Annotated in this window: 23 protein-coding genes, 6 tRNA genes and 1 riboswitch; of the genes, 14 read left to right on the top strand and 15 right to left on the bottom strand. The window is 31.8% G+C overall.

Going from position 1 to position 24,200, the window contains the following annotated elements; translation table 11 throughout:
• Positions 1-28: 28 nt before the first annotated feature.
• Both ACZ49Z_RS12410 and ACZ49Z_RS12405 read left to right on the top strand, forming a co-directional pair.
• On the top strand, positions 29-3,100 hold the full coding sequence (locus ACZ49Z_RS12410) for a beta strand repeat-containing protein (protein WP_464304631.1): 3,072 nt from the start codon (positions 29-31) through the stop codon (positions 3,098-3,100).
• Positions 3,101-3,202: 102 nt separating this feature from the next.
• The gene (locus ACZ49Z_RS12405; protein ID WP_464304630.1) at positions 3,203-3,721 is read left to right on the top strand and encodes a hypothetical protein; all 519 of its coding nucleotides are present in this window, start codon (positions 3,203-3,205) and stop codon (positions 3,719-3,721) included.
• A gap of 56 nt (positions 3,722-3,777) precedes the next feature.
• Here the strand turns inward: ACZ49Z_RS12405 and dnaB are convergent, their stop codons facing one another.
• From dnaB to tgt, 5 genes are all read right to left on the bottom strand, one after another.
• Complete coding sequence (dnaB, locus tag ACZ49Z_RS12400) at positions 3,778-5,328, bottom strand: replicative DNA helicase (protein ID WP_464304629.1); 1,551 nt, start codon at positions 5,326-5,328, stop codon at positions 3,778-3,780.
• Between the two features lie 152 nt (positions 5,329-5,480).
• On the bottom strand, positions 5,481-6,434 hold the full coding sequence (locus ACZ49Z_RS12395; RefSeq protein WP_464304628.1) for an acetyl-CoA carboxylase carboxyltransferase subunit alpha: 954 nt from the start codon (positions 6,432-6,434) through the stop codon (positions 5,481-5,483).
• 64 nt (positions 6,435-6,498) lie between these two features.
• Positions 6,499-7,398 carry a DMT family transporter gene (locus ACZ49Z_RS12390; RefSeq protein WP_464304627.1) on the bottom strand — a complete coding sequence of 300 codons (900 nt, stop codon included), beginning with the start codon at positions 7,396-7,398 and terminating at the stop codon, positions 6,499-6,501.
• Positions 7,385-8,464 carry an LptF/LptG family permease gene (locus ACZ49Z_RS12385; protein WP_464304626.1) on the bottom strand — a complete coding sequence of 360 codons (1,080 nt, stop codon included), beginning with the start codon at positions 8,462-8,464 and terminating at the stop codon, positions 7,385-7,387. Before ACZ49Z_RS12385 ends, ACZ49Z_RS12390 begins: the two co-directional genes overlap by 14 nt.
• Positions 8,465-8,615: 151 nt before the next feature.
• Positions 8,616-9,746 carry a tRNA guanosine(34) transglycosylase Tgt gene (gene tgt / locus ACZ49Z_RS12380; protein ID WP_464304625.1) on the bottom strand — a complete coding sequence of 377 codons (1,131 nt, stop codon included), beginning with the start codon at positions 9,744-9,746 and terminating at the stop codon, positions 8,616-8,618.
• A 540-nt stretch (positions 9,747-10,286) separates the two neighbouring features.
• Here tgt and ACZ49Z_RS12375 point away from each other — a divergent pair.
• Positions 10,287-11,135 (top strand): transketolase, encoded by an 849-nt coding sequence (locus tag ACZ49Z_RS12375; RefSeq protein ID WP_464304624.1) that lies wholly within the window; start codon positions 10,287-10,289, stop codon positions 11,133-11,135.
• A 20-nt stretch (positions 11,136-11,155) separates the two neighbouring features.
• The gene (locus ACZ49Z_RS12370; RefSeq protein ID WP_464304623.1) at positions 11,156-12,109 is read left to right on the top strand and encodes a transketolase family protein; all 954 of its coding nucleotides are present in this window, start codon (positions 11,156-11,158) and stop codon (positions 12,107-12,109) included.
• Positions 12,110-12,178: 69 nt separating this feature from the next.
• Here ACZ49Z_RS12370 and ACZ49Z_RS12365 read toward each other — a convergent pair whose 3' ends face one another.
• Positions 12,179-13,282, bottom strand: a complete 1,104-nt coding sequence (locus ACZ49Z_RS12365) for an FKBP-type peptidyl-prolyl cis-trans isomerase (RefSeq protein WP_464304622.1) — start codon at positions 13,280-13,282, stop codon at positions 12,179-12,181.
• Between the two features lie 76 nt (positions 13,283-13,358).
• Between ACZ49Z_RS12365 and ACZ49Z_RS12360 the strand changes: the two genes are divergently transcribed.
• The 3 genes from ACZ49Z_RS12360 to ACZ49Z_RS12350 are packed head-to-tail and all read left to right on the top strand — an operon-like array spanning position 13,359 to position 14,817.
• Positions 13,359-13,748 (top strand): RNA-binding S4 domain-containing protein, encoded by a 390-nt coding sequence (locus ACZ49Z_RS12360; RefSeq protein WP_464304621.1) that lies wholly within the window; start codon positions 13,359-13,361, stop codon positions 13,746-13,748.
• Positions 13,735-14,313 (top strand): class I SAM-dependent methyltransferase, encoded by a 579-nt coding sequence (locus ACZ49Z_RS12355; protein ID WP_464304620.1) that lies wholly within the window; start codon positions 13,735-13,737, stop codon positions 14,311-14,313. The genes ACZ49Z_RS12360 and ACZ49Z_RS12355 overlap by 14 nt, the downstream gene beginning before the upstream one ends.
• A gap of 9 nt (positions 14,314-14,322) precedes the next feature.
• Entirely contained in the window at positions 14,323-14,817 is a 495-nt protein-coding gene (locus ACZ49Z_RS12350; protein WP_464304619.1) for a phosphoribosyltransferase family protein, read from the top strand.
• Here the strand turns inward: ACZ49Z_RS12350 and ACZ49Z_RS12345 are convergent.
• Positions 14,814-15,326 (bottom strand): shikimate kinase, encoded by a 513-nt coding sequence (locus ACZ49Z_RS12345; RefSeq protein WP_464304618.1) that lies wholly within the window; start codon positions 15,324-15,326, stop codon positions 14,814-14,816. The genes ACZ49Z_RS12350 and ACZ49Z_RS12345 overlap by 4 nt on opposite strands.
• Before the next feature lie 129 nt (positions 15,327-15,455).
• On the opposite strand from ACZ49Z_RS12345, the gene ACZ49Z_RS12340 reads away from it, so the two are divergent.
• The 6 genes from ACZ49Z_RS12340 to ACZ49Z_RS12315 all read left to right on the top strand — a co-directional run bounded on the left by ACZ49Z_RS12340 (position 15,456) and on the right by ACZ49Z_RS12315 (position 16,045).
• Positions 15,456-15,528, top strand: a tRNA-Lys gene (locus ACZ49Z_RS12340).
• 31 nt (positions 15,529-15,559) lie between these two features.
• Positions 15,560-15,632: transfer RNA gene (locus ACZ49Z_RS12335), tRNA-Lys, on the top strand.
• A 39-nt stretch (positions 15,633-15,671) separates the two neighbouring features.
• Positions 15,672-15,753 (top strand) — tRNA-Leu (locus ACZ49Z_RS12330).
• Between the two features lie 23 nt (positions 15,754-15,776).
• Positions 15,777-15,849 (top strand) — tRNA-Lys (locus ACZ49Z_RS12325).
• A 25-nt stretch (positions 15,850-15,874) separates the two neighbouring features.
• Positions 15,875-15,947 (top strand) — tRNA-Lys (locus ACZ49Z_RS12320).
• Between the two features lie 25 nt (positions 15,948-15,972).
• Positions 15,973-16,045 (top strand) — tRNA-Lys (locus ACZ49Z_RS12315).
• A gap of 88 nt (positions 16,046-16,133) precedes the next feature.
• Here ACZ49Z_RS12315 and ACZ49Z_RS12310 read toward each other — a convergent pair.
• Genes ACZ49Z_RS12310 through ACZ49Z_RS12295 form a run of 4 tightly spaced genes read right to left on the bottom strand, consistent with a single transcriptional unit; the run spans position 16,134 to position 18,133 of the window.
• Entirely contained in the window at positions 16,134-16,661 is a 528-nt protein-coding gene (locus tag ACZ49Z_RS12310) for a DUF4252 domain-containing protein (RefSeq protein WP_464304617.1), read from the bottom strand.
• 5 nt (positions 16,662-16,666) lie between these two features.
• A complete protein-coding gene (locus ACZ49Z_RS12305; protein ID WP_464304616.1) occupies positions 16,667-17,191 on the bottom strand; it encodes a DUF4252 domain-containing protein in 525 nt (174 codons plus the stop codon).
• Between the two features lie 8 nt (positions 17,192-17,199).
• Entirely contained in the window at positions 17,200-17,637 is a 438-nt protein-coding gene (locus ACZ49Z_RS12300; RefSeq protein WP_464304615.1) for a hypothetical protein, read from the bottom strand.
• A complete protein-coding gene (locus tag ACZ49Z_RS12295; protein WP_464304614.1) occupies positions 17,618-18,133 on the bottom strand; it encodes an RNA polymerase sigma factor in 516 nt (171 codons plus the stop codon). Before ACZ49Z_RS12295 ends, ACZ49Z_RS12300 begins: the two co-directional genes overlap by 20 nt.
• Before the next feature lie 182 nt (positions 18,134-18,315).
• On the opposite strand from ACZ49Z_RS12295, the gene ACZ49Z_RS12290 reads away from it, so the two are divergent.
• On the top strand, positions 18,316-19,737 hold the full coding sequence (locus ACZ49Z_RS12290) for a S41 family peptidase (protein ID WP_464304613.1): 1,422 nt from the start codon (positions 18,316-18,318) through the stop codon (positions 19,735-19,737).
• A gap of 112 nt (positions 19,738-19,849) precedes the next feature.
• Here the strand turns inward: ACZ49Z_RS12290 and ACZ49Z_RS12285 are convergent, their stop codons facing one another.
• The 4 genes from ACZ49Z_RS12285 to ACZ49Z_RS12270 form a co-directional block, all read right to left on the bottom strand.
• A complete protein-coding gene (locus tag ACZ49Z_RS12285) occupies positions 19,850-21,781 on the bottom strand; it encodes a TonB-dependent receptor plug domain-containing protein (RefSeq protein ID WP_464304612.1) in 1,932 nt (643 codons plus the stop codon).
• 78 nt (positions 21,782-21,859) lie between these two features.
• Positions 21,860-22,118, bottom strand: a riboswitch (cobalamin riboswitch).
• A gap of 190 nt (positions 22,119-22,308) precedes the next feature.
• A complete protein-coding gene (cobC, locus tag ACZ49Z_RS12280; protein ID WP_464304611.1) occupies positions 22,309-22,833 on the bottom strand; it encodes an alpha-ribazole phosphatase in 525 nt (174 codons plus the stop codon).
• Positions 22,818-23,624 carry an adenosylcobinamide-GDP ribazoletransferase gene (locus ACZ49Z_RS12275; protein ID WP_464304610.1) on the bottom strand — a complete coding sequence of 269 codons (807 nt, stop codon included), beginning with the start codon at positions 23,622-23,624 and terminating at the stop codon, positions 22,818-22,820. Before ACZ49Z_RS12275 ends, cobC begins: the two co-directional genes overlap by 16 nt.
• A complete protein-coding gene (locus ACZ49Z_RS12270; RefSeq protein ID WP_464304609.1) occupies positions 23,602-24,198 on the bottom strand; it encodes a PepSY domain-containing protein in 597 nt (198 codons plus the stop codon). The genes ACZ49Z_RS12275 and ACZ49Z_RS12270 overlap by 23 nt, the downstream gene beginning before the upstream one ends.
• Positions 24,199-24,200: the final 2 nt, after the last annotated feature.

The raw sequence follows: 24,200 nt of genomic DNA, 5'->3' as shown, positions 1-24,200 counted from the left end.
TGCCATATAAATATTTAACACAAATTTTATGAAAAAAAATACCCATTTATTTATATTTCTATTTACATGTTTTATCCAAATATCCTTTTCACAAACAATAATTCATAGTGAAAATTTTGAAGGGGCTGATCTAATTGGATACGCTATTGGGAATGGAAATACAAATACTGATTATGCTAATCAAGCATTTGCTACATCGAGTGATAACAACGACTTTTTCAGAAGAGGTCTTGCAAGTAGTTTTCCTTTTGGAACACCAGTAACTGGTAATACTACCAATATGATTGCAGGAGAAGATCTTGATTTTACTACTGCCCCTGTATTTGATGGTCATTCTTACCTAAGACTAAATCCTATTACCATAACTGGGAAAACAAATTTAACAATTGATATTGACGTAGCTTTTCCTAACAATACTATTAATCGTTATGAACCAACAAGGTTTCTAATTGTTGAATACAGACTTGATGGAGCAGGAGCTTACACACAGGCACTTGCCTTTTATGGAAATGCTTCAGGAATAGGACTATTTAGAGACACCAATCTTAATGGAATAAAAGATGCTGGTGAAACTACAGATGTTACTAGTGCCATGACTAACTTTAGTGTAGATTTAAATACAATTGCTGGTTTTACCGTTACTGGAAACACTATAGAGATAAGAGTACGTATTAATATGCCTGACTCTCATGAAGAATTTGCTTTTGATAATATTATATTAAAAGGTATTGATGCTCCTTGTACAGACCCAACAGTTCCTACTGTAACAGCTACTGCAAACCCAGTTTGTTCAGGTGGCTCAACAACATTAAACATAGCTGGTACTTTAAATGATGCTACACAATGGGCTATCTACACAGGTTCTTGTGGAGGAAGTCTTGTTGGAACTACTACGTCTTCTTCTTTTATGGTTACACCAACTGGACCTAGCACAACTTACTATGTGCGTGGTGAAGGAGGATGCGTTACTCCTGGTAGTTGCGGAACTTTGACTGTGAATGTAAATACTATTACAATAACACCAGCGTCACAAACGAATGTGTCTTGCTTTGGAGGGGCTAATGGTGCTGCATCGATAAATACTCCTACTGGTGGAACTGCTCCTTATTCATATGACTGGACACCTGGAAATCCATCAGGTGATGGAACGGCATCTATTTCTGGATTATCTGCTGGAACTTACACTTGTACAGTTACAGATATGAATGGTTGTACGGCTACTCAAAATTTCACTATAACTCAACCTTCAACACTTAATTCTTCAGTAAGCTCGCAAACAAATATAGCTTGTAACGGTGCTGCAACTGGTGCTGCAACTGTAGTTGCATTTGGAGGAACTCCTGGATATACTTATTCTTGGGCTCCATCTGGAGGAACTGCTGCTACAGCGACTGGTTTATCAGCTGGAACTTACACTTGTACTATTACAGATGCAAATGGTTGTACAAAAACACAATCTGTAACTCTAACACAACCAACTGCAATTACTTCTTCAATTAGTTCACAAACTAATGTTTCTTGTAATGGCGGTACTAATGGAGCTGCAACTGTAAGCGCATCTGGGGGAACTACTCCTTATACTTACCTATGGAGCAATGGAGCTACAACAGCTTCTATAAATGGTCTTGCAGCTGGAACTTATAACGTAACAATTACCGATGCAAATGGGTGTACAAAAACGCAATCGGTAACAATAACGCAACCTACAGCAATTACCGCTACGATTAGTGCGCAATCTAATGTTTTATGTAATGGAGAATCAAATGGTTCAGGAACAGTTTCTGTAACTGGTGGGACCCCTCCTTATACTTATATATGGAATGATGGAACTACAACAGCTACTATAAATGGTCTTGCAGCTGGAACTTATAATGTAATAATTACAGATGCTAACGGTTGCACAAGCAACACTTCTATGACAATTACCCAACCAACTGTTTTAGTAGCAAATGCCGCAGTTACATCTAATTATAATGGTTCACAAATTTCATGTAATGGTGCTGCTGATGGTAGCGCTACAGCTTTTGCAACTGGAGGAACTGCTCCTTATACTTATGTATGGAATAATGGAGCTACTACCGCAGTTATATCTGATATTGCTCCAGGGACATACAATGTAACAATCACGGATGCGAATGGATGTACTGATACCGCTTCTATTACAATTACTGAACCAACTGCTTTAGTAGCTAGTGCTGTTATAGACAACAATGTTTCATGTAATGGAGCTACTGATGGTGCAGGAACTGCATCTATAACTGGAGGAACTGCTCCTTATACTTATGTATGGAATAATGGAGCTACAACGGCTTCTATAACTGGGGTTACCGCAGGAACTTATAATGTAACAATCACGGATGCAAATGGATGTACTGACACGGCTTCTATTACTGTTACTGAACCAACTGCTTTAGTAGCTAGTGCTGTTATAGACAACAATGTTTCGTGTAATGGAGATACTGATGGTGCAGGAACTGCTTCAATAACTGGAGGAACCGCTCCTTATACTTATGCATGGAGTAATGGAGCTACAACTGCTTCTATAACTGGTATTGCTGCTGGAACATACAATGTAACAATCACAGATGCGAATGGATGTACTGATACAGCTTCTATTACTGTTACTGAACCAACTGCTATCGACAATACTATATCAGAATCAACAACAGGAATTTTGACAGCTAATGAAGCAAGTGCAACTTACCAATGGTACGAATGTCCAAATACGCTATTAACAGGTGAAACCAATCAAAATTTTGAACCAACTGCTCTAGGAAATTACAAAGTACAAATTACAGTTGGAACATGTGTAGTGGAATCAGCTTGTTATACAGTAACTACATTAGACAACGAAGGGTTTAATAATGATATTAAATTTGTAATTTATCCAAATCCAACAAATGGTTTATTAAATATTAACACAGATTTAGATGGACAATTTATAATTGTAAATCAGTTAGGACAAACAGTTAAAATTTTTAATGTTAGTTCTACAATTACGAATATTATAAATGTAGAAAATTTAGCTGATGGTATCTATTTTATTAAAGGTACTAATGGCTTAAATACAAGCTCTAAAAGATTAATAATTAAAAAATAAGAGCTCTTGATTAACAATAAAGGTTGCTGTAAAATTTACAGCAACCTTTATTTCTTAGTGTTTACACTAAGTTTTCTTTACTCACCTATTAACCAAAATATTATGAAAAGAAGAAATTTTGTAAAAAGACTGAGTGTCTTTACAACAGGAACAATTGCTTTATCTGGTTCTAATTTGTATGCTTCTGAAACACAAAATGAAATCCAAAACGCAACAATTAACTTAACTCCATCATCTTCAACTGATTCTTTTCTTTTAAAAGGAAGCTTTATTGATGCAATAACTTTACAACCTATTAAAAATGTAAAGATGGTTGCAAAAGTAACTAAGAATCGTTTTTTTACTTTAAATGAAAGTGTTATTTCTAATGATGGTACTTATCAAATTCAATCTGGTTTTTCATCAAATAAAAACAAAATGAATGAAAAGGTTAATATCGAAATAAAAGCTGACGGTTATAAAACATACAAAAACACTATTTATTTATCTACCAAAGGTTGTGATATTCATAGTGAAGAATGGAACTATAACCCTAATTTCAGAGTTGAAAATTGCCCTGTGAACATAAATAAGGGAAACACAACCTTATCAACATTCAATTTTCACCTAGTTAAAAACTAAACTTTTAATAGCATAAAAAAAGAGGTCAAAAAATTTTGACCTCTTTTTTTATGCTATTAAAATGGAACATCTGAATCATCATCATCATCATTATTAAAATTACTGCCAAAAGCTTCATTTGCAGAAGGAAGATTTTGTGTAATAAAAGGATTTTGTTCATCTAAATTCATTTTTGAAGGTAACTCATCGAAAGGAGAGCTAAAATCATCTAAATTGTCAAATTTACCTAAATGTCCTAGAAACTTTAAACGAATATTTTCTAGACCACCATTACGATGTTTTGCAACAATGAATTCTGCTTGCCCCTGAGTTGGAGAACGTTCCTCATCATCCCACTCGTCAATTTTATAATATTCAGGTCTGTAAATAAATGATACAATATCGGCATCTTGCTCAATTGCTCCAGATTCCCTCAAATCGGAAAGTAAAGGTCTCTTACTAGAACCACGAGTTTCAACAGCACGAGAAAGCTGAGAAAGTGCAATAACTGGTACGTTCAACTCTTTTGCAAGTGCCTTTAAGTTTCTAGAAATAGTAGAAATTTCTTGCTCACGATTTCCTCCTCCTTTACCATTTCCTCCAGCAGTCATTAACTGAAGATAATCAATTACAATCATTTTGATTCCGTACTGAGAGGCTAAACGTCTTGCTTTAGCACGTAGGTCAAAAATTGAAAGAGAAGGTGTATCATCAATATATAGAGGAGCTTTTTCAAGGTTTTTCACTTTAATAGATAATTGTTCCCATTCATGTTTCTCTAATTTTCCAGTTCTTAACTTTTCAGATGAAAGACCTGTTTCTGAGGAAATTAAACGAGTAATAAGCTGAACCGAGGACATCTCTAAGGAGAAAAAGGCTACTGGTGCTCCAAAATCTATAGCCATATTTCGAGCCATAGATAACGTAAATGCAGTTTTACCCATACCAGGACGAGCAGCAACAATAATTAAATCGGATGGTTGCCAACCCGAAGTTAGTTTGTCTAAATCGTGAAATCCTGTAGGAATACCACTCAATCCTTCTTTACCTGCAATTTCTTCAATTCGCTTTTTCGCTTGAATTACTAAACTTTGAGCCGATTCAGAACTTCTTTTTATATTACCTTGAGTAACTTCATATAGTTTAGACTCTGCTTTATCTAATAAATCAAATACATCTGCTGTTTCATCGTATGATTCTTCAATAATTTCGTTAGATATTTTAATCAAACTTCTTTGAATAAATTTCTGTAGTATAATTCTTGAATGAAATTCAATATGTGCAGAAGACGAAATTTTTTGTGTTAGTTGAATTAAATAGAAATCACCTCCAGCCGATTCTAACTTACCATTCTTTTTAAGTTGAGCAGAAACAGTTAGTAAATCTATTGGTTGTGTATCATTAAACAATTCAACGATTGCTTCAAAAATATTTTTATGTGATTCTTTATAAAATGCATCAGGTTGAAGAATATCAATAACTTCATCTACTCCTTTTTTATCAATCATCATTGCCCCTAAAACTGCTTCTTCTAAATCAACAGCTTGAGGAGGCAACTTTCCTTTTTCTAAATTAATAATAGCTCCATTATTTTCTTTTTTATAGCTATTATTTTTTACATTTTCCATAGTGCGAAGGTAACCAAATTTTAATGAATTCTATTGGTTTTTATCAATAGAACAGTGTTAAAAACTTGTTGAAAACATAATTTATTTTGTTAACAACACAAAAAAAATCCGAAACTATAAGGTTTCGGACTTCATATTAAATTAAAAATGAATTATTCTTTGAATTCACCCATTTTACTATACTTATCCATTCTTTGCATTATCAAATCTTCTGTTGATAATTTTTTCAGTTCATTAAATGTTTCAGTAATTACTTTTTGAACATTCTTAAAAGTCGTTTCTCTATCATAATGCGCTCCACCTAATGGTTCCATTATTATATCATCTATCAACTTTTGCTTTTTCATGTCGGTAGGAGTTAATTTCAAAGCTTCTGCTGCTTGTTCTTTATATTCCCAACTTCTCCATAAAATAGAAGAACAAGATTCTGGTGATATTACAGAATACCAAGTATTTTCTAACATAAAAACCCTGTCTCCAACACCAATTCCTAACGCACCTCCAGAAGCTCCTTCTCCAACTATTATTGTTATAATTGGCACTTTAAGACGAAACATTTCAAATATATTTCTTGCGATTGCTTCTCCTTGTCCTCTTTCTTCAGCTTCTAAACCAGGATATGCTCCAGGAGTATCCACAAGGGTAATAACAGGGATACCAAATTTTTCAGCCATTTTCATCAATCGAAGCGCTTTTCTATATCCTTCTGGATTAGCCATTCCGAAATTTCTATATTGACGTGTTTTGGTATTATATCCTTTTTGTTGACCTACAATCATAAAAGATTGTCCATCAATTTTACCCAAGCCACCAACCATGGCTTTATCATCTTTTACACCTCTATCTCCAAATAATTCTAAGAATGTATCCCCGCACAATGCTTTTATATAGTCCATTGTATAAGGTCTGCTTGGATGACGGGATAATTGTACTCTTTGCCAAGCAGTTAAATTTTTATATATATTTTTCTTAGTTTCTTCTAATTTTTTCTCTATCTGTTTGCATGTATTGGTTACATCTACATCAGATTCTTGACCTATAATTACGCATTTATCTAACTGATCTTCAAGCTCTTTTATAGGCAATTCAAAATCTAAATATTCCATGGGACTAAATTTTGGTTTGTTTTGTTATGGCAAAGATAAAATTTTCAATTAATTAAATATAAAATTACATCAATTTTAGCTTTCTTTTTTTATAATTCTTTACAATTCCGTTAGCTAAAACCGTAGCTAAAATTAGTAATGCACCTAAATAGAATAATGAATTCATGTGTTCGGAACTTCCGAAAACTAATAATGCAAGGACTATTCCATATATTGGTTCTAAGTTAATAGTTAACATTATTGTAAATGGACTCAAAATCTTCATTACTTTTACTGAAGCCGAAAACGCATAGGCTGTACAGATTGATGATAATATTAAAATCCAAAATAAATCTTCTAGAGAAATTTGAAAAAATGAGGAAGTAAAACCATCTGTAAACAACATAAATATAGTGATTCCTATTACCCCAATTAAAAGTTCATAAAAGGAAATTACGTTTGAGTCATATTCTTTTACAAATTTCCCGTTTAAAACTGAAAATAACGCTGATAAAAAGGCCGATGTTATGGCTAAATAAATCCCTGTTTGATATTGAGTTTCAACTTTAAAAATTACACCCAGTCCAAAAACAGTAATTAATCCAAATAGCATTTCATACCATATTATTTTTCGCTTATATAGAATTGGCTCTAAGATTGATGTGAAAAATGCTCCTGTTGACAAACAGGTCAAAGTTACTGAAATATTAGACACCTTGATAGCCTCATAAAAAGTGTACCAATGCGCTGCAATTATTAGCCCTGCTATAGCAAAAAGAAGAAACCCTCTTTTATCTATCCTTAAACTTTTTTTCTTTAGAAGAAGAAAACCTAAAATAAAAAGAGATGCGAAAGACATTCTATACCACACCAAATCTAATGCATCAAGAGAAATCAGTTTTCCTAAAACAGCCGTAAAACCCCAAATAAAAACAATTAAATGAAGGTGTAAGTAATTCTTAATATATATATTATCGCTTTGCATTTCTTAGTAAGTAAAAAGCTAGTATCCCAAAAAAGATATTTGGTATCCAAACAGCTAATAATGGAGAAAAACTTGAATTTTCAGCAATTGTCCCAAACACTTTATCAAAAAAGATAAATGTAAAAGCAATAATAATTCCAATTGCTAAGTTAACTCCCATTCCTCCTCTTCTTTTCATTGAAGATACTGCTACAGCAATAATCGTTAAGATAAATGCTGAAATTGGCAAACTAAATTTTTTATAAAGTATTACCAAATATGCATTAATTCTTGTGTTTCCTTTCTTTTTTTCTTTATTAATGAAGGTAAAAAGTTCTCCAATTGTCATTGTTTCTGCAATATAAAAAACTGGAGTTAGTTCTTCTGGATCAAAACTAAAATCTACCATTTTTTTATCGACTGCTTCTAAAATGTCGTTATTTTTTCCAACACTCCTTTTTATATAATTATATAATGAATATTTTTTTGTCTCTTCATTATATTTAATTCTATTCGATGTTATTTTTTCAACTAAAACATTTTCTTCAAATTTTTCATAAGTAAAATTAAAACCTGTTTTAGACATCAAATTATAATTACTAATGTAAATATATTCTCCATCACCAATTTGCCTAAAAATATCTGTCGTTTCCATTGTTTTATTTCCACTAGAACTCAAATAGGCATTCCTAAAATCTAAGAAACCTTTACTAGCTTTTGGCACCAAGAAAAAGCCCATCATTAATGCAAAAACACAAATAATTGTTGCACCAATAAGAAATGGTCTCAAAAAACGTTTAAAAGAAATACCTGAACTTAAAATAGCAATAATCTCGGTATTATTAGCCAGTTTTGAGGTGAACCAAATAACTGAAAGAAACAAAAATATCGGAAATAATAAATTGGCAAAATAAACAATAAAATCGCCATAATAAATAACTATTTCATTAAAAGGAGCTTTCCTTTCAATCATTCTATTTACTTTTTCAGAAACGTCAATTACTATCCCAATTGGAATAAACAAAAGTAACATTACACTGAATGTAGCTAAATATCGTTTTAAAATATATTTATCAATTAATTTCATATGTTTAAAATTTATTTTTAGGCGGGAACATATGGCATTGCTTTTTTTTCATAGGGTATTTACTTCACAAAAAATATTATTTTTAAATGAGTTCAGTGAATTTTCATTTACTTAAACTAACAAGTTATTGATACTAACTTAACAAAAACAACTATAAACGTTGTGCCATTTGAACAACCATTTTGTCTTTCCATTCTCTAAATGTGCCAGCTATAATTTGTTTTCTAGCCTCTCTAACTAACCACATATAGAAACCTAAATTATGAATAGTTGCAATTTGTTTTCCTAAAAATTCATTGGCCGCAAATAAATGTCTTAAATAAGCCTTAGAATATTCTAAATCTACAAAAGTATGCCCCATTTCATCAATTGGAGAAAAATCGTCTTCCCATTTTTTATTCTTAATATTTATAGAACCATGAGCTGTAAATAACATACCATTTCTTGCATTACGCGTTGGCATTACACAATCAAACATGTCTATTCCAAGTGCAATATTTTCTAATATATTTATTGGAGTACCAACCCCCATTAAGTATCTTGGTTTGTCTTCTGGTAAAATTGCAGTTACCACTTCTGTCATTGCATACATTTCTTCTGCTGGTTCTCCCACAGATAATCCCCCAATTGCATTTCCTTGTGCTCCAGCATTAGCTATATATTCTGCGGATTGTTGACGCAAATCTTTATAGGTACTTCCTTGTACAATTGGAAAAAAAGTCTGCTCATAGCCATATTTAAAAGGTAATTTGTCTAAATGAGAAATACACCTATCTAACCATCGATGCGTCATGTGCATTGATCGTTTTGCATATCTATAATCACATGGATATGGAGTACATTCATCAAATGCCATAATAATATCTGCACCAATTGTTCTTTGAATTTCCATTACGCTTTCTGGTGAGAAAAAATGATATGACCCATCTATATGACTCTTAAATTTCACACCTTCTTCTTTTATCTTTCTGTTAGAAGACAAAGAATATACTTGATACCCTCCCGAATCGGTTAAAATATTCCTATCCCAGTTCATGAATTTATGTAAACCACCTGCTTTTTCTAAAATATCTGTCTGTGGTCTTAAATACAAATGATAAGTATTTCCTAAAATAATATCTGGATTAATATCATTCTTCAACTCTCTTTGATGCACTCCTTTTACGGACGCTACTGTTCCTACAGGCATAAAAATTGGTGTTTCAATTACACCATGATCTGTAGTTATCTTACCTGCTCTTGCTTGGCTTTTTGGATCTTTTTTTATTAAATCAAACTTCATATTACAAATTTACTTGGCAAATATAAATCAATTAGATAACCTGAGTACAACAACTAATCAAATTTTAAAATTGTTTTATGATTTTTTAATCTATTTTTTATTTTCTATTGAATACAAAACTTATTATCAAAGCAAAACAGATTTAATAAAAACATTGTTCTATCGGTATAATCTTCGCTAGAAAAAAACATCAAAAAACATCAAAAAACAATCAAAACATCCATTTAACAACTCACTTTTAATTAACTCACTTAAAGCACACTGGCAATTTTTTACTTAAAATTTTATTCGAGAATTTTTTCTTTTTTAACGACCAAAAGTCGTCTATTTTGATTATTTACTAAATCAAAAAAAATATTAAATCCTCTTTAAAATAGACTTATAAAAACATATAAGAATGACAACTTAATTAGTGTCTTTAATACTATTCTTTTAAAAAAGGCTTCATTCTCAGATAGAATTCCTTGTTTTTTTAGTTCATATTCTTTAAAAATCCATTCTACTGACTATCTTTGCACCAGTATAAATTTTTTTACATAAATGAAATCAAACACACAACAACTACAAGAATTAACTGTTCAAGTAAGAAGAGACATTCTACGAATGGTGCACGCTGTAAACTCAGGTCATCCAGGTGGCTCTCTAGGCTGTACTGAATTTTTAGTAACCCTTTACCAAAACTTAATGACAAGAAAAGATGGTTTTGATATGGACGGAATTAATGAAGATGTTTTCTTCTTATCTAACGGACATATTTCTCCTGTTTTCTATAGTGTTCTTGCTAGAAGTGGTTATTTCCCTGTAAATGAATTAGCAACTTTCAGGTTACTAAATTCAAGATTACAAGGTCACCCAACAACACACGAAGGACTTCCTGGAGTAAGAATGGCTTCTGGATCATTAGGGCAAGGTCTAAGTGTTGCTTTAGGTACTGCACAAGTTAAAAAACTTAATAATGACACTAATATAGTTTATACCCTTCATGGAGATGGAGAACTTCAAGAAGGACAAAACTGGGAAGCAATCATGTATGCTTCTGCTAAAAAAGTTGACAATTTAATTGCTACTATTGACGTTAATGGAAAACAAATTGATGGAACTACAGATGAAGTTTTAGCAATGGGAAGCCTTAAAGCAAAATTTGAAGCTTTTGGTTGGGATGTTTTAGAAATTAAAGAAGGAAATTCTATTGATGCAATTATTTCTGGAATGACAGAAGCTAAAGCAAAAACCGGAAAAGGAAAACCAGTTTGTGTTTTACTTTATACAGAAATGGGAAATGGTGTAGATTTTATGATGCACACGCATGCTTGGCATGGTAAAGCACCAAATGATGACCAATTAGCTAATGCTTTAGCTCAAAACCCAGAAACCTTAGGGGATTATTAATTCTTCAACTGAAATTAAAAATGAAAAAATATACAAATACAGGAAATAAAGATACTCGTTCAGGATTTGGAGCTGGACTTACTGAACTTGGTCAAAAAAATGAAAATGTTGTTGCACTTTGCGCAGATTTAATTGGTTCGCTAAAAATGGACGATTTCAAAGCGAATCATCCTGAGCGCTTTTTTCAAGTAGGAATTGCTGAAGCTAACATGATGGGGATTGCTGCTGGTATGACAATTGGTGGAAAAATACCATTTACAGGTACATTTGCAAATTTCTCAACTGGTAGAGTTTATGACCAAATACGTCAATCTATTGCATACTCAGACAAAAATGTAAAAATCTGTGCTTCTCATGCTGGATTAACTTTAGGAGAAGATGGAGCAACACACCAAATTTTAGAAGATATTGGTCTAATGAAAATGCTACCAGGAATGGTTGTAATAAACCCTTGCGACTACAACCAGACAAAAGCTGCTACTATTGCAATTGCTGAACACCATGGCCCAGTTTATTTACGTTTTGGAAGACCGAGCGTTGCTAATTTCACTCCAGAAAATGGAGAATTTATTATTGGTAAAGCAATAATGCTAAACGAAGGAACAGATGTAACGATTGTTGCAACAGGACATTTAGTTTGGGAAGCATTGATTGCTGCTGAAAAACTTGAAGAAAAAGGAATTTCTGCTGAAGTAATAAACATCCACACTATAAAACCCCTTGATGAAGAAGCTATTTTAAAATCGGTTTCAAAAACAGGTTGCATTGTTACTGCAGAAGAACACAATATCTTAGGAGGGTTAGGAGAAAGCGTTTCTAGAACCTTAGTCACAAATAACCCAGTACCACAGGAATTTGTAGCTGTTAATGATAGCTTTGGAGAAAGTGGAACACCTGCTCAATTAATGGAAAAATACGGTCTAAATGCAGACGCAATAATTAATGCCGCAGAAAAGGTTATCAAAAGAAAATAACAGCAAATATATTTTAAGCATAAAAAAAACCAGTTTTGAAAACTGGTTTTTTTTATGCTATCTTTTCTATTATTGATAAGGTGGTTTGCATGTTGGATCTAAATGCCTTCTTAATCGACCTACTTCCGTATAATCAGAAGGTAAAGGTGTTGGCAAATTTGACGAATTATTTGGCCCTGTAAATTTTCTTGGAATTCCTTTTAATTCAGTTTCATCTTCAGGTGTTAAAGGATTATCTACAATTGGATTAAAAGGATAATACAAAGACAAACCTGCCTCTCCTTCAGGTTTCTTAATTTCTGTTTTAGTTGTAAAACCATCTCCATCATCATCAATATCTAGAAAATTTGGTATATTATCTCCATCTGTATCATCATTAAAGAAATCACCATCATTATCTATATCCTCATATTGAGTTGGTACTCTATCCTTATCGTGATCATTTTTTTTCAAAGCATATAATCTTGATTGAAAAACAATTGGCTTATAAGCCTCTATATTTGTCCTCGGAACACTAAAATAAGCCAATCCAGAAGGAATAAATACCAATACATTCCCATGGTCTGGCCAAGACAATGTCCCATCAGGATTTACAGTAGGAGTAGCAGATGAACTCGTTTTTATTTTTGATAAAACTTGTCTAAATCCTGAAATAGCCACTGGATCAAACTGACCTACTTGTGGAAATGTAAACCAAGTTCCTTGATTATTTTGATCAAAACTTTCATTTTGAAGATTCCATCCTTTATAACCAACAAAAGTAGAATCTACACTCTTAGGATATTCTCCTCCACCATCATTCAAAATGATATAATATAATTTATAATTTACATCGTCAGCAAATCTTCCATTAACAAAATTTGTAGTTCTAGCATCGTTTTTAACAATCATAAAAGGAACTTCTCCTTGAAACTCCCCATTCGGATCATTATCTTTATATTGATCCCAGATAGATGTTTGCCCAGCATCAATTGGAAGAATTGTAGCATTCAAATCTGCATCTAACGAAAGATAATTAGACTGCAAATATGCCTTTATATCAATTATATTTTCATCATAAACAACCTGTCTATCTCTCAATTCAACTGGAGGAATACTGTTGTTATCTTTGTTGCAGGATGTGACTAAAATAATAAACGTTAAAAAAAAACTAATCTTAAAAATATTCTTCATTTTCATAAATTTTGTGCTGCAAGATACAATTTTACTTTATTTTTGTATAAAAATTAACATTGATTTTTGATTAAAAATGAGAGTAGATAAATTTTTATGGTGCGTTCGATATTTCAAAACTCGAAATATTGCCTCTGAATCAATAAAAAAAGGACATGTAACTGTAAATGGACAAGTAGCCAAACCGTCTAGAGAAGTATTTGCAACCGATAAAATTGTACTAAGAAAAGACCAGATTAACTATCAAATGACGGTTTTAGACATTCCACAAAGTCGTGTTGGAGCAAAACTTGTTGATATTTATCGAAAAGACACTACCCCAAATGAAGCATTTGCGCATTTAGAGCTCTTAAAACTTAGTAAAGAATACTACAGAGCTAAAGGAGAAGGAAGACCTACAAAAAAAGACAGAAGAGACATTGATGAATACACCACAGATATAGATTTTTCAGATGAAAATGAATAAAGAGTATTGGGAAAAAAGATATGACAACAATGAAACTGCTTGGGACGTTGGCTCAATTACAACACCATTAAAAGAATATATTGATCAAATTGAGGACAAAGAAATTAAAATTCTAATACCTGGAGCTGGCAACTGCTATGAATTTGATTATTTAATAAGCAAAGGTTTTTTAAACACTTTTGTTATTGACATAGCAAAACATCCAATAGAGAACATCAAAAAAAGAAAACCTAATTTAAAAGAACAACTTATTGAAGGTGATTTTTTTGAATTAGAAATGACTTTTGACCTTATTCTTGAGCAAACTTTTTTCTGTGCATTAGATCCGTTTTTAAGAGAGAAATATGCACAAAAAACACATCATTTACTACACCCTAAAGGAAAAATAGCAGGACTATTATTTAATTTTCCCTTAACAAAAGATGGTCCACCATTTGGAGGAGACAAAACAGAATATAAAACTTTATTTTCACCCTTTTTTAAAATAAAAACATTAGAAAAATCATATAATTCAATAAAACCCCGTTCAGAAAAAGAACTGTTCTTTATATTTGAAAAAAAATAACACAACCCTATGCAAAATATTATTTTAAACCATCAAGAAATTCAACACAAAATCAAACGCATCAGTTTTCAAATCTATGAAACTTTTGTTGATGAAAAAGAAATCATAATTGCAGGTGTTTCAAAAAGCGGTTATATTTTGGCAGAAAAAATATGTGAAGAATTAAAAAAAATTTCAGATCTGAATATTACACTTTGCGAAGTAAACATCAACAAACAAAATCCTCAAGAGAAAATCACAACTTCTATCCCTAGCGAAGCATATGCAAACAAAGGCTTAATCCTTGTTGATGATGTCTTGAATTCTGGAACTACTTTAATATATGGTGTAAAACATTTTTTAGAAGTTCCTCTAAGAAAATTTAAAACAGCAGTATTAGTAGATAGAAATCACAAAAAATATCCTGTAAAGGCAGATTTTAAAGGATTATCCCTTTCCACCTCTTTACAAGAACACATTCAAGTCGTTTTTGAAGATAACAACAGCTATGTTTATTTAAGTTAAAGAAACGACACTATTTCTTTACTAATTTCCTCTACCGATTTATCATCTATGGAAATAGTATTTTTTGATTGCAGATAATAATACCCTCTATCAAATAAATGTTTCCTAATATAATCATCTAATTCTTCTTTAGAAAGATCAGCTAATAAGGGTCTATTGCTTTTTTCGTTTTCTAACCTATTAGAAAGCGTGTCAATAGACCCTTTTAGGTAAAACGAAGAAACACCCTCTAATTTCAAAATTTGCTCGTTATTTGCATAACAAGGAGTTCCTCCTCCTAAAGCCAATATAAAATCGTCATTATTTTCCATAAAGGTCTTAAAAATTTCACTTTCAATCTTCCTAAAATAGATTTCTCCTTTTGACGAAAATATATTTTTAATAGAACTTTTTTCAGTGTCTTCTATTATTTTATCTAAATCATAAAAGGGAATTCCTACAATTTTAGCAACTTCCTTTCCTATAGTCGATTTTCCCGACCCCATGTATCCAACTAGAACTATTTTCATACTTAAAATAATTACTTAAAAACTAAGCAGTTAAAAAATATTTTTTAAAAAAGTGTAAATTTATATAAAAAATCCCTTGGATTCTAAATTTTACCCCGTATATTTGCACCCGCATTGAAGGAAATAAATGACTTGGTAGCTCAGTTGGTAGAGCACATCACTTTTAATGATGGGGTCCTGGGTTCGAGCCCCAGCCAGGTCACAAAAAAAACAGTTTTTTTCCTTCAAGCATTGACTTGGTAGCTCAGTTGGTAGAGCACATCACTTTTAATGATGGGGTCCTGGGTTCGAGCCCCAGCCAGGTCACTATAAAAGTTAAGCCACAGCTTAACTTTTTTTATTTAAGGCCATGTGGAGGAATTGGTAGACTCGCCATCTTGAGGGGGTGGTGTCGCAAGACGTATGGGTTCGAATCCCATTTTGGTCACAGAATAATAAATATAAAAAGCAGACTTGGTAGCTCAGTTGGTAGAGCACATCACTTTTAATGATGGGGTCCTGGGTTCGAGCCCCAGCCAGGTCACTACAACATCTTGATAAAATTAAACGACTTGGTAGCTCAGTTGGTAGAGCACATCACTTTTAATGATGGGGTCCTGGGTTCGAGCCCCAGCCAGGTCACTACAACATCTTGATAAAATTAAACGACTTGGTAGCTCAGTTGGTAGAGCACATCACTTTTAATGATGGGGTCCTGGGTTCGAGCCCCAGCCAGGTCACTATAATCCAAAAAAAGTCCCTTATTCCGGGACTTTTCTGTTTCATAATCTAAATTTACATTTTAGAAATATTAGATAAATTCAAACGCTATTGAATCATTTTTCTTAACGGTTCTAATTCTTTCAAGTTTAAATCGGATCTACTAATTAGATTGATTAATTTCATTATTTGACTAGGATTCATATTATCCCCTAAAATTCGCACTACAGCAAAACCATTTTCTTTTTTATTAGCAAACAGTACAAATTCATCAATATTATCATCTTCTCCTACATAATACAAGGCACCACCTTCATTACCTGACCCCATTCTCATTAATTCCTGATAAGTTTTCTCTTTTAATATTGATTTTACTTTTTTCTGCTCAATTGAATAAGCTTCATCATTTAAAGAGTCTTTCTTAAAGGCTAATATATTCATTTTTTCGAATGCCTTCAACGCGTCTTTATCAGATTGTGTCAACGTCATTTTTTCAGTATTAATGATAGAAGATGTAACATCTAACGTTATAAAATTTGATGATTCAGAATTTTCTACAAAATACTTTTGCAAACTTGGTTCATTATTGCAACTTATAGCCAAAGTGGCTAAAATTATAATTACTATTTTTTTCATTATGTTTATTTTTTTGAAGCTTTTTTCAATTCATTTCCTCCTGGCAAACTCATTTTTTCTGTTAAAGCCGATATTTCATCGAGATTAAAATTCCCTGTTAAAGACAAAACAATAGCTTGATTTTCTTTATCAGATGGCGACTCAATATACATTAATAGCTCTTTTACAACATTTGCAGATGCTCCCGATTTAACATAGATAGTCACTTTCTTTCCTCCATCGTTAATACGCATTAGCTCTTCTAACGGATTTGACTTTAAGTAGCTACTTACGGTATTTTTCATATCGCCTGCTACTTTCACATTATCTGTAATAAAAACTTTTAAATTATCTAATTTCTTAACTAAATCAATAAATTGTTTTTCGCTTCCCTTAGCGTCAACATCTATTTTACCCATTAGCTCAAACATCTTTTTATTAACAATGATAGTTTTCACTACTTCACTGTCTTCATATTTATCAAAAACCGATTGTGAGAAACCTAAAGAGGCAATCATTACAAATACTATACTTACTATTATTTTTTTCATTTTCTTAATTATTTAAAAATTGTTTTTTTTGTTTTTTCATACTCATTTAAAATCGCAACACTCTCTACTCCTTGATTAACTTCTTTAGAAAGCATTTCGAGTGCTTTTTGTGTTTCCACATAGGCTTCTTCAGGATCGGAATAGGTCCCTAAATCTTCCGACTGATTTGCATCTATATAAAAATACATGGTTCCAAAAAGAACTACAACCGCAGCAGCAACACTTATCCATTTTACATTTATTTGTTTTCTAGGTTGCAATGGTAAGGCTTTTGTAAACTGTTGCTCTTTTTGTTTTTCAAAATAACCAAACAATGGTTTGTACTGAACCAAATGTTCCGCTACTTCATTTGAAGAAAAATAAGCTTTTAACTTTTTTTCTTCGGCAATACTAGAATTCCCTTCTAAGTATTTATCGATTAATATTTCAATTGACTTTAATTCCATAACTGTGTTTTTCTAACAATTTTTCTCTTATTACTTTTCTTGCTCTTGACAACGCTACTCTAACTGCTGTTTCATTCATATCTAATATTGCGGCAATTTCGCTAAATTCATATTCTTCTACTTCTCGCATTTGAACAATAATTTTTTGTTGTTCGGGTAAATCATTTATTATTTTTTCTACCCAATTCCAACTGTCTTTATCTTCTATTTGCTTATCTACTCCTGCCGCACTATCGCCATAATTACTATGCACTAATTGCAAATTTGATGCCCTTTTTGATTTCAATTGATCCAAACAATAATTTTTCGTTATTGTCATTGCCAATGCCTCTACACTATTATACCTTAAAAGATTATCATTTTTATTCCACAACCGGACCAAAACTTCTTGAGTTGCATCTTCTGCTTCCTCAACACTTGTCAATAATCGCTTTGCAACTCTAAAAATTTTATCTTTAAAAGGAGAAATCATTCTTATAAACTCCTGTTGTTTCATTTTAATTAGTTGGTTTATTATCTAGACGAATGTAAATTAATTTTGTTACATTAAAAAATAAGCCTATTTTTATTTTATATATTCCAACCATTATCTTATTGGCTTTCAAAAACCATCTTAAATAACTGAATACCAACAAACATTGAATATATAAAACAACTAAAAAAAGATCGCTTATAATTATGAAAAAGAAAATTTATGTTTTATCAAGTTTATTCCTGCTAACGCTTTTCGCTATTGGCTGTAGTGATGATTTTGATGATAATCCGCAACGAACCAGTGTAAATGATTTCATTTGGAAAGGATTAAATCAATACTATTATTGGCTTCAAGATTCTCCCGATTTAGCAGACGACAGATTCAATAACAACAATGACTACGAAATATTTTTAAATTCCTATTCTCCACCAGAGGATTTATTTGAACATTTAATAATAGATAGGCAAGTTGACCGATTTAGTGTTATTTATTCCGATTATAATGCCTTGGAACAAGCATTATCTGGAACTCAAAAAAATAATGGTGTGGATTTTGAGCTTCGCTATAAAAATGGAAGCACTACAGAACTCTTCGGCTGGGTTCGTTATATTCTTCCAGGTTCTGATGCTGCCTCGAAAAACATCAATAGAGGTGATTTTTTCTATGCCATAAACAATACCCCGTTAACAGTAAGCAATTATAAATCACTTTTAGCAAATGAAAACTACACATTAAATTTAGCAGATTATGATGGTGGAAACATTACGCCAAACGGTAATTCTGTTTCTTTAACAAAAACCACTTTTACAGAAAACCCTGTTCACTTAAAAAAAACCTTCACAATTGGTAGCAAAAAAATTGGTTATTTAATGTATAACGGATTTTATTCTCAATATGAATCTGAATTGAACGATGCTTTCATTTATTTTGCATCTGAAGGCATTACACATTTAATTTTAGATTTACGTTATAATTCTGGTGGTTCTGTAGCTACTGCAACTCGTCTTGCAAGCATGATTACAGGACAATTTAACAATCAAATTTTTGGAAAGCAAAAATGGAATTACAAAATAGAATCTATCTACGGTAGCAATTCCGAAGATTTATTAAACCGATTCACAACAACTTTAGGAAATGGAGCTAATATTCAAAGCCTTAACCTAAGCAAACTCTATGTATTAACCTCTAAAAAAACGGCTTCTGCAAGTGAATTGGTCATTAATGGGCTGACTCCTTATATAAACGTCACCCAAATTGGTGATGCTACAACAGGAAAAAATGTTGGTTCTATTACGCTTTATGATTCACCTAATTTTAGAAAACAAAACGTGAACCCAAATCATAATTATGCCATGCAACCCATTGTATTAAAAATCGCTAATAAAAATAATTTTAGCGACTACACTAACGGGTTACAACCAAATATCCCACAATTAGAAGACTTAAACAATCTTGGTGTTTTAGGTGAAACCAGCGACCCATTACTTAATACAGCCTTAAATTATGTTGATTCTAATGGCCGTTTTTCCGCTAAACAACCAGGACAAAATTTCAGGCATTTTGAAGATGTAAAATCAATAAACCCTTTTGGTAGTGAAATGTATTTGGAGAATATTCCCAAATAGTCTCTAAACATTTATAAACTGAAAACGCTCCAAAAAGGAGCGTTTTCTTTGTTCATTTATTTGTTGTTTAAAGCGAATGCTTAATATTTGTTTGTAATGTTTATTGCCTTTATTAAAATTGAAGATTCATACCAATTTTAAAGTTTCTTCCTCTTGTTGAATAACCCAATTTTTCAACAAAATCAGTATCGAATAAATTGGCAACACTAACAAAAAATGAAGTTCTAGCATTCAATTTGTAAGAAAGGTTTGAATTAATTGTTTGGAATGAACTTAAATCAACACTATCTGTTCCTCCAATAACAGGATTATAAAACAAATCTATCCTTTGATTTGTATATTGATATTGTGCTGACCAATTCAATGCATTAGTTATAGCCACATCTACACCTGCATTGATTTTATGCTTTGGTATTAACTGTAATAATTTATTATCATTTTCAACTTCTGTAAATGTATAATTTGCAGTTACTTTAATTTTCTCAATTGGAGAATAAGTGATGTTGGTTTCAATACCTTTTGCATTAATATTATCCTCTACATTTTGATATTGACCCCAAGGAGCTGCAGATAAAGAAATAAAATTCATTTTATTTTTTTCAACTCTATAAAAACCCACTGCGTTAATAACTATTTTATTATTCAAGAAACTTTTTTCAAAACCAAATTCTGCTGTTGCGTTTTCTTCTGGCTTTAATTCTAAATTTCCATAAACAGAATAAAGTTGGTATAATGTTGGGGTAATATATGCCGTACTAAATGATGACAAAACTCTAAGCTTAAACTTTTCTAAATAGAATGAAGGATTCACATTATAAACCAAATTATTACCATACTCACTATGAATATTTAAACGTGCACCTGCATTTACGTTTAATCCAAAATCGCTATTATATACCGCAGTAACATATGGATCTACAACACTAAACTTTGTTGTTTTATTGCTTACTTCTCCCCACACACCTGTTTGAAACATATCCATAAATTGAGACTGAATACCTGTAATCAAATGAAAACCTTTGAATAAATCAAGTTTATTCACTAAATCTGCATTAAGAGTTCTTGATTTATAATATGTTTCATCTATTGTCATTGCCCATGAATTATAGGAATCATAATCGCGCTCTAAATTAGCAAAAGCAACATTCAAATAGACTTCGCCTTTATTGTATTTATAATTAGGTCTAAAACCAACTCTTACTTGTTCTGCTCTATATTGATTAACATCAGAATCTTGAAAAGCACCTAGGTCGTTATCTGAAATAAACTTATCATAGTTTACAAAAGCATCTAAATTTAATTTTTCAGAATACTTATATCCTAATTGTTGATTTAAATTAATTCTTGAAAAATGATCTCGTTCAAAATTCTCACCCTTAGCTTCACTAATACCATCTACTTCTGTACTATTTAATGTAGTATTAAAATTAAACTTCCCAATATTACCATTAACACCAAAACCTTGATTAAACTCTTGACCGTTTAAATTAGTTTTTTCAGTTGTATTTTGTGTACCCACATTAAAATAGGCATTTCCTGACAACTTATCTTTTTTAGATTTCTTAGTCGTAATACTAATTACACCAGTAGCTGCTCCAGAACCATACAACACACTTGAAGAACCTTTTAGAATTTCCACTTTTTCAATTTGCTCAACAGGTAACAAACGTAAATCATAAGTAGAAGCAATACTTGTTGCATCATTTACAGGATTACCATCAATAATAATCAATACCTGACGACTTCTTCCTCCTCTAATGTAATATTCTAAATTTTTTCCATAACCACTATTACTTCCGTTAACCTCTAAACCCGCTACTTGATTTAATACTTGAGCAATCGTTTGACCTTTTCTAGCTTCAAGATCCTTGGCAGAAATTACATCAATAATTTTTCCTGATTTCTCTTTCTTTTGTTCGAATTTAGTATCAGAAACAACAACTTCATTCAATTGATTTACTTTTAAGGTATCAATTTCTTGTGCATAAGAAATACTCGTTAAGAATGCTGCACACGCACTCCATTTAATAAACTTAATGTTCATTTTAGTTAATAATAGTTTTAATAAATTGGGAGAAAAGCATAGAATTTACCCATACTCAAACTTTTTTTCCCGAAAGTTTGTTACTCAATGAAACTGGCAGGTCTCCTGGCTTGCGTCTTGTTATTCACCTTCCCATTTTAAAAGCAGAAATTAGAAGGTAGAAATTAGAAAAATCTAAATTCTGAATTCTTAAAATCTGAATTCATAACAGTGGTATGTAGATAATAACAAGCTAATTAGCTTACAGTTGCGGGTACAGCTTAGGTATTGCACCTAATTCCCTTTTAATGCGGTTTGGATTGATTCCAAAACAGCAACCAAAATTCGAGTGCAAATGTAGGTGTTTTTTAAATAATTCCTAAACAAAAATTAAAACGAGTAGAAGTTTAACAGTAAAATAATCGAAAAAGACGTATCTATTTTCTTTTTCTCGTTTTACGTACCAAAATAACAATACCAATAATCACGTGAAAAGCAATTACGGTATAGAGAGCATACATAAATTCTGTAGAGTTGGTATTCATAGTTTAAAGTGTTATTTTAATAATTTGTCCAAAGGTAACTTTATTTTGAAAAGCGTCTTTTAAAGCTAAGTCTTGTTGGTAGCATAAAAAGCTTCTTATAACACCCGCATGGGTTACAATAATAGCTTTTTCATGTTGTTGCTTTTTTAAGTCATCAATAAAAGAAAGGACTCTTTCATACAATACCTCAAAAGATTCTCCATTGGGAACTTTGACCGAAACAAAATCTTCCATCCATGGATTGAGTTCTTCATTTGGAATGTCGTTCCAAGGTTTTAATTCCCAATTTCCGAAATGCATTTCCATTAAACGTTTATCTATTGCGATTACATCATTTGTTAGATATTCCGCTAATTGCAAACATCTTTGCAAAGGACTAGAATAGAAAACCATTTTTTCATTTCCTAGCTTTTTTTTTATACTTTGAAATTGTTCTTCAAAAGGTGTTAAAAGTGCCACATCGGCTTGACCGTAGCAAATGCCTTTTTCGCTAACAGTTTCTGTATGTCGAATTAAATAAACTTCCATAAGGCTAAAATTGAAATATAAAATACTACTTCACACACTTGTTGGGTAGCTCCCAAGCAATCTCCTGTATAACCACCAATCCATCTTTTAAAATAACGAGCTAAATACCATCGAAATACAAAAACAGGTACAAGCACCAAAGTAATTTTATAATTATAGTAAACGAAATACAATAAAGGCACAATTCCGAAAAAAGTAGTACCAAGAATTTCTTTCCAAGAATAACTTTTAGCAATGGGTTTACTTTTACTCAATTCGTCTTCACGAACATAATTGTGCGTAAAAATAATCGTTGCTGCTGCCCAACGACTTATAGCATGTGCGGTTATAAAAATCAAAATGATTGCAACAGGATTGGATTGCGTTGCCATAACCTCAACCAAAATCGTAAATTTCAGCACTAATAAAAGTAAGATTCCAATGGCACCATAAGCACCAATAGCACTATCTTTCATTATTTTTAAGATCTTTTCTTTGGTCCAGCCACCACCAAAACCATCACAAACATCGGCAAATCCATCTTCGTGAAAAGCTCCTGTGGTTAAAATACTCGCTATCATACTTAACAAAACAGCAATAGTTACAGGCAAAATTTGAGAAACAGCTATAAAAACTAGTCCAGAAATTAATCCCACTATCCAGCCTATTAAAGGAAAATAACGTGTGGCTTTGTTTAAATAATCAGGATCATGTGTGATATTTTTAGGGCAAGGAATTCTAGTATAGAACATCATTGCCGTAAAGAATATATCGATTTCTTTTTTCATTTTAATAATATCTTTTTTCTTCATAATCAGCTTTCTTAGATTTTCCAGTTCTAGAATCAATTAGTAATGTAACTGATTTTCCACTTCCGTTTTTCATATTCCATTTTCTAATTTGCCAATATGTTATATCTCCTATTTTTTCTAAATCAACTTCCATTTCTGGCAATTCATAACCCTTTTTATTAGCTATCTCAATTGCTCTAAAATAGGAAACTTTTATTTTTTTATCAAAATCAACAATACTATCCATCCTACCACTATCTCCATAATACTCCCATTTACCAACACAAAATCTATTATCCTTTGTTATCAGTCCCTTTTCTTTTAGCTTACCGTTGGGATAAAATAGTTTCCAATTATAAAGTTTAGTCCATTTATCTTCTATAATTTCTACATGTCTTGAACCAGAAATATACTTCCCTCTTACTACAATAAAATTCAAACTATCTTTCCATTGTCTATTTTCATTACTAACAAGTTCTGGATTTTGATTACTTGAAATAGGTCCTTTATAAATTAAATCCCAACGAGTAGTCGTCCTTAACCCTTTACAACTCCATGATAAAACTATAAAAATGCAAAAAAAAAGATACTTCATTT

This window comes from Flavobacterium sp. KY-23415, from assembly GCF_055384985.1.
This window is presented reverse-complemented; position numbering and strand designations above follow the sequence as displayed.

What these genes read in the sequence shown, in the direction of transcription:
- ACZ49Z_RS12410 (WP_464304631.1), top strand. Translation starts at nt 29, where the DNA reads ATGAAAAAAAATACCCATTTATTTATATTTCTATTTACATGTTTTATC.
- ACZ49Z_RS12405 (WP_464304630.1), top strand. Translation starts at nt 3,203, where the DNA reads ATGAAAAGAAGAAATTTTGTAAAAAGACTGAGTGTCTTTACAACAGGA.
- dnaB (WP_464304629.1), bottom strand. Translation starts at nt 5,328, where the DNA reads ATGGAAAATGTAAAAAATAATAGCTATAAAAAAGAAAATAATGGAGCT.
- ACZ49Z_RS12395 (WP_464304628.1), bottom strand. Translation starts at nt 6,434, where the DNA reads ATGGAATATTTAGATTTTGAATTGCCTATAAAAGAGCTTGAAGATCAG.
- ACZ49Z_RS12390 (WP_464304627.1), bottom strand. Translation starts at nt 7,398, where the DNA reads ATGCAAAGCGATAATATATATATTAAGAATTACTTACACCTTCATTTA.
- ACZ49Z_RS12385 (WP_464304626.1), bottom strand. Translation starts at nt 8,464, where the DNA reads ATGAAATTAATTGATAAATATATTTTAAAACGATATTTAGCTACATTC.
- tgt (WP_464304625.1), bottom strand. Translation starts at nt 9,746, where the DNA reads ATGAAGTTTGATTTAATAAAAAAAGATCCAAAAAGCCAAGCAAGAGCA.
- ACZ49Z_RS12375 (WP_464304624.1), top strand. Translation starts at nt 10,287, where the DNA reads ATGAAATCAAACACACAACAACTACAAGAATTAACTGTTCAAGTAAGA.
- ACZ49Z_RS12370 (WP_464304623.1), top strand. Translation starts at nt 11,156, where the DNA reads ATGAAAAAATATACAAATACAGGAAATAAAGATACTCGTTCAGGATTT.
- ACZ49Z_RS12365 (WP_464304622.1), bottom strand. Translation starts at nt 13,282, where the DNA reads ATGAAGAATATTTTTAAGATTAGTTTTTTTTTAACGTTTATTATTTTA.
- ACZ49Z_RS12360 (WP_464304621.1), top strand. Translation starts at nt 13,359, where the DNA reads ATGAGAGTAGATAAATTTTTATGGTGCGTTCGATATTTCAAAACTCGA.
- ACZ49Z_RS12355 (WP_464304620.1), top strand. Translation starts at nt 13,735, where the DNA reads ATGAAAATGAATAAAGAGTATTGGGAAAAAAGATATGACAACAATGAA.
- ACZ49Z_RS12350 (WP_464304619.1), top strand. Translation starts at nt 14,323, where the DNA reads ATGCAAAATATTATTTTAAACCATCAAGAAATTCAACACAAAATCAAA.
- ACZ49Z_RS12345 (WP_464304618.1), bottom strand. Translation starts at nt 15,326, where the DNA reads ATGAAAATAGTTCTAGTTGGATACATGGGGTCGGGAAAATCGACTATA.
- ACZ49Z_RS12310 (WP_464304617.1), bottom strand. Translation starts at nt 16,661, where the DNA reads ATGAAAAAAATAGTAATTATAATTTTAGCCACTTTGGCTATAAGTTGC.
- ACZ49Z_RS12305 (WP_464304616.1), bottom strand. Translation starts at nt 17,191, where the DNA reads ATGAAAAAAATAATAGTAAGTATAGTATTTGTAATGATTGCCTCTTTA.
- ACZ49Z_RS12300 (WP_464304615.1), bottom strand. Translation starts at nt 17,637, where the DNA reads ATGGAATTAAAGTCAATTGAAATATTAATCGATAAATACTTAGAAGGG.
- ACZ49Z_RS12295 (WP_464304614.1), bottom strand. Translation starts at nt 18,133, where the DNA reads ATGAAACAACAGGAGTTTATAAGAATGATTTCTCCTTTTAAAGATAAA.
- ACZ49Z_RS12290 (WP_464304613.1), top strand. Translation starts at nt 18,316, where the DNA reads ATGAAAAAGAAAATTTATGTTTTATCAAGTTTATTCCTGCTAACGCTT.
- ACZ49Z_RS12285 (WP_464304612.1), bottom strand. Translation starts at nt 21,781, where the DNA reads ATGAACATTAAGTTTATTAAATGGAGTGCGTGTGCAGCATTCTTAACG.
- cobC (WP_464304611.1), bottom strand. Translation starts at nt 22,833, where the DNA reads ATGGAAGTTTATTTAATTCGACATACAGAAACTGTTAGCGAAAAAGGC.
- ACZ49Z_RS12275 (WP_464304610.1), bottom strand. Translation starts at nt 23,624, where the DNA reads ATGAAGAAAAAAGATATTATTAAAATGAAAAAAGAAATCGATATATTC.
- ACZ49Z_RS12270 (WP_464304609.1), bottom strand. Translation starts at nt 24,198, where the DNA reads ATGAAGTATCTTTTTTTTTGCATTTTTATAGTTTTATCATGGAGTTGT.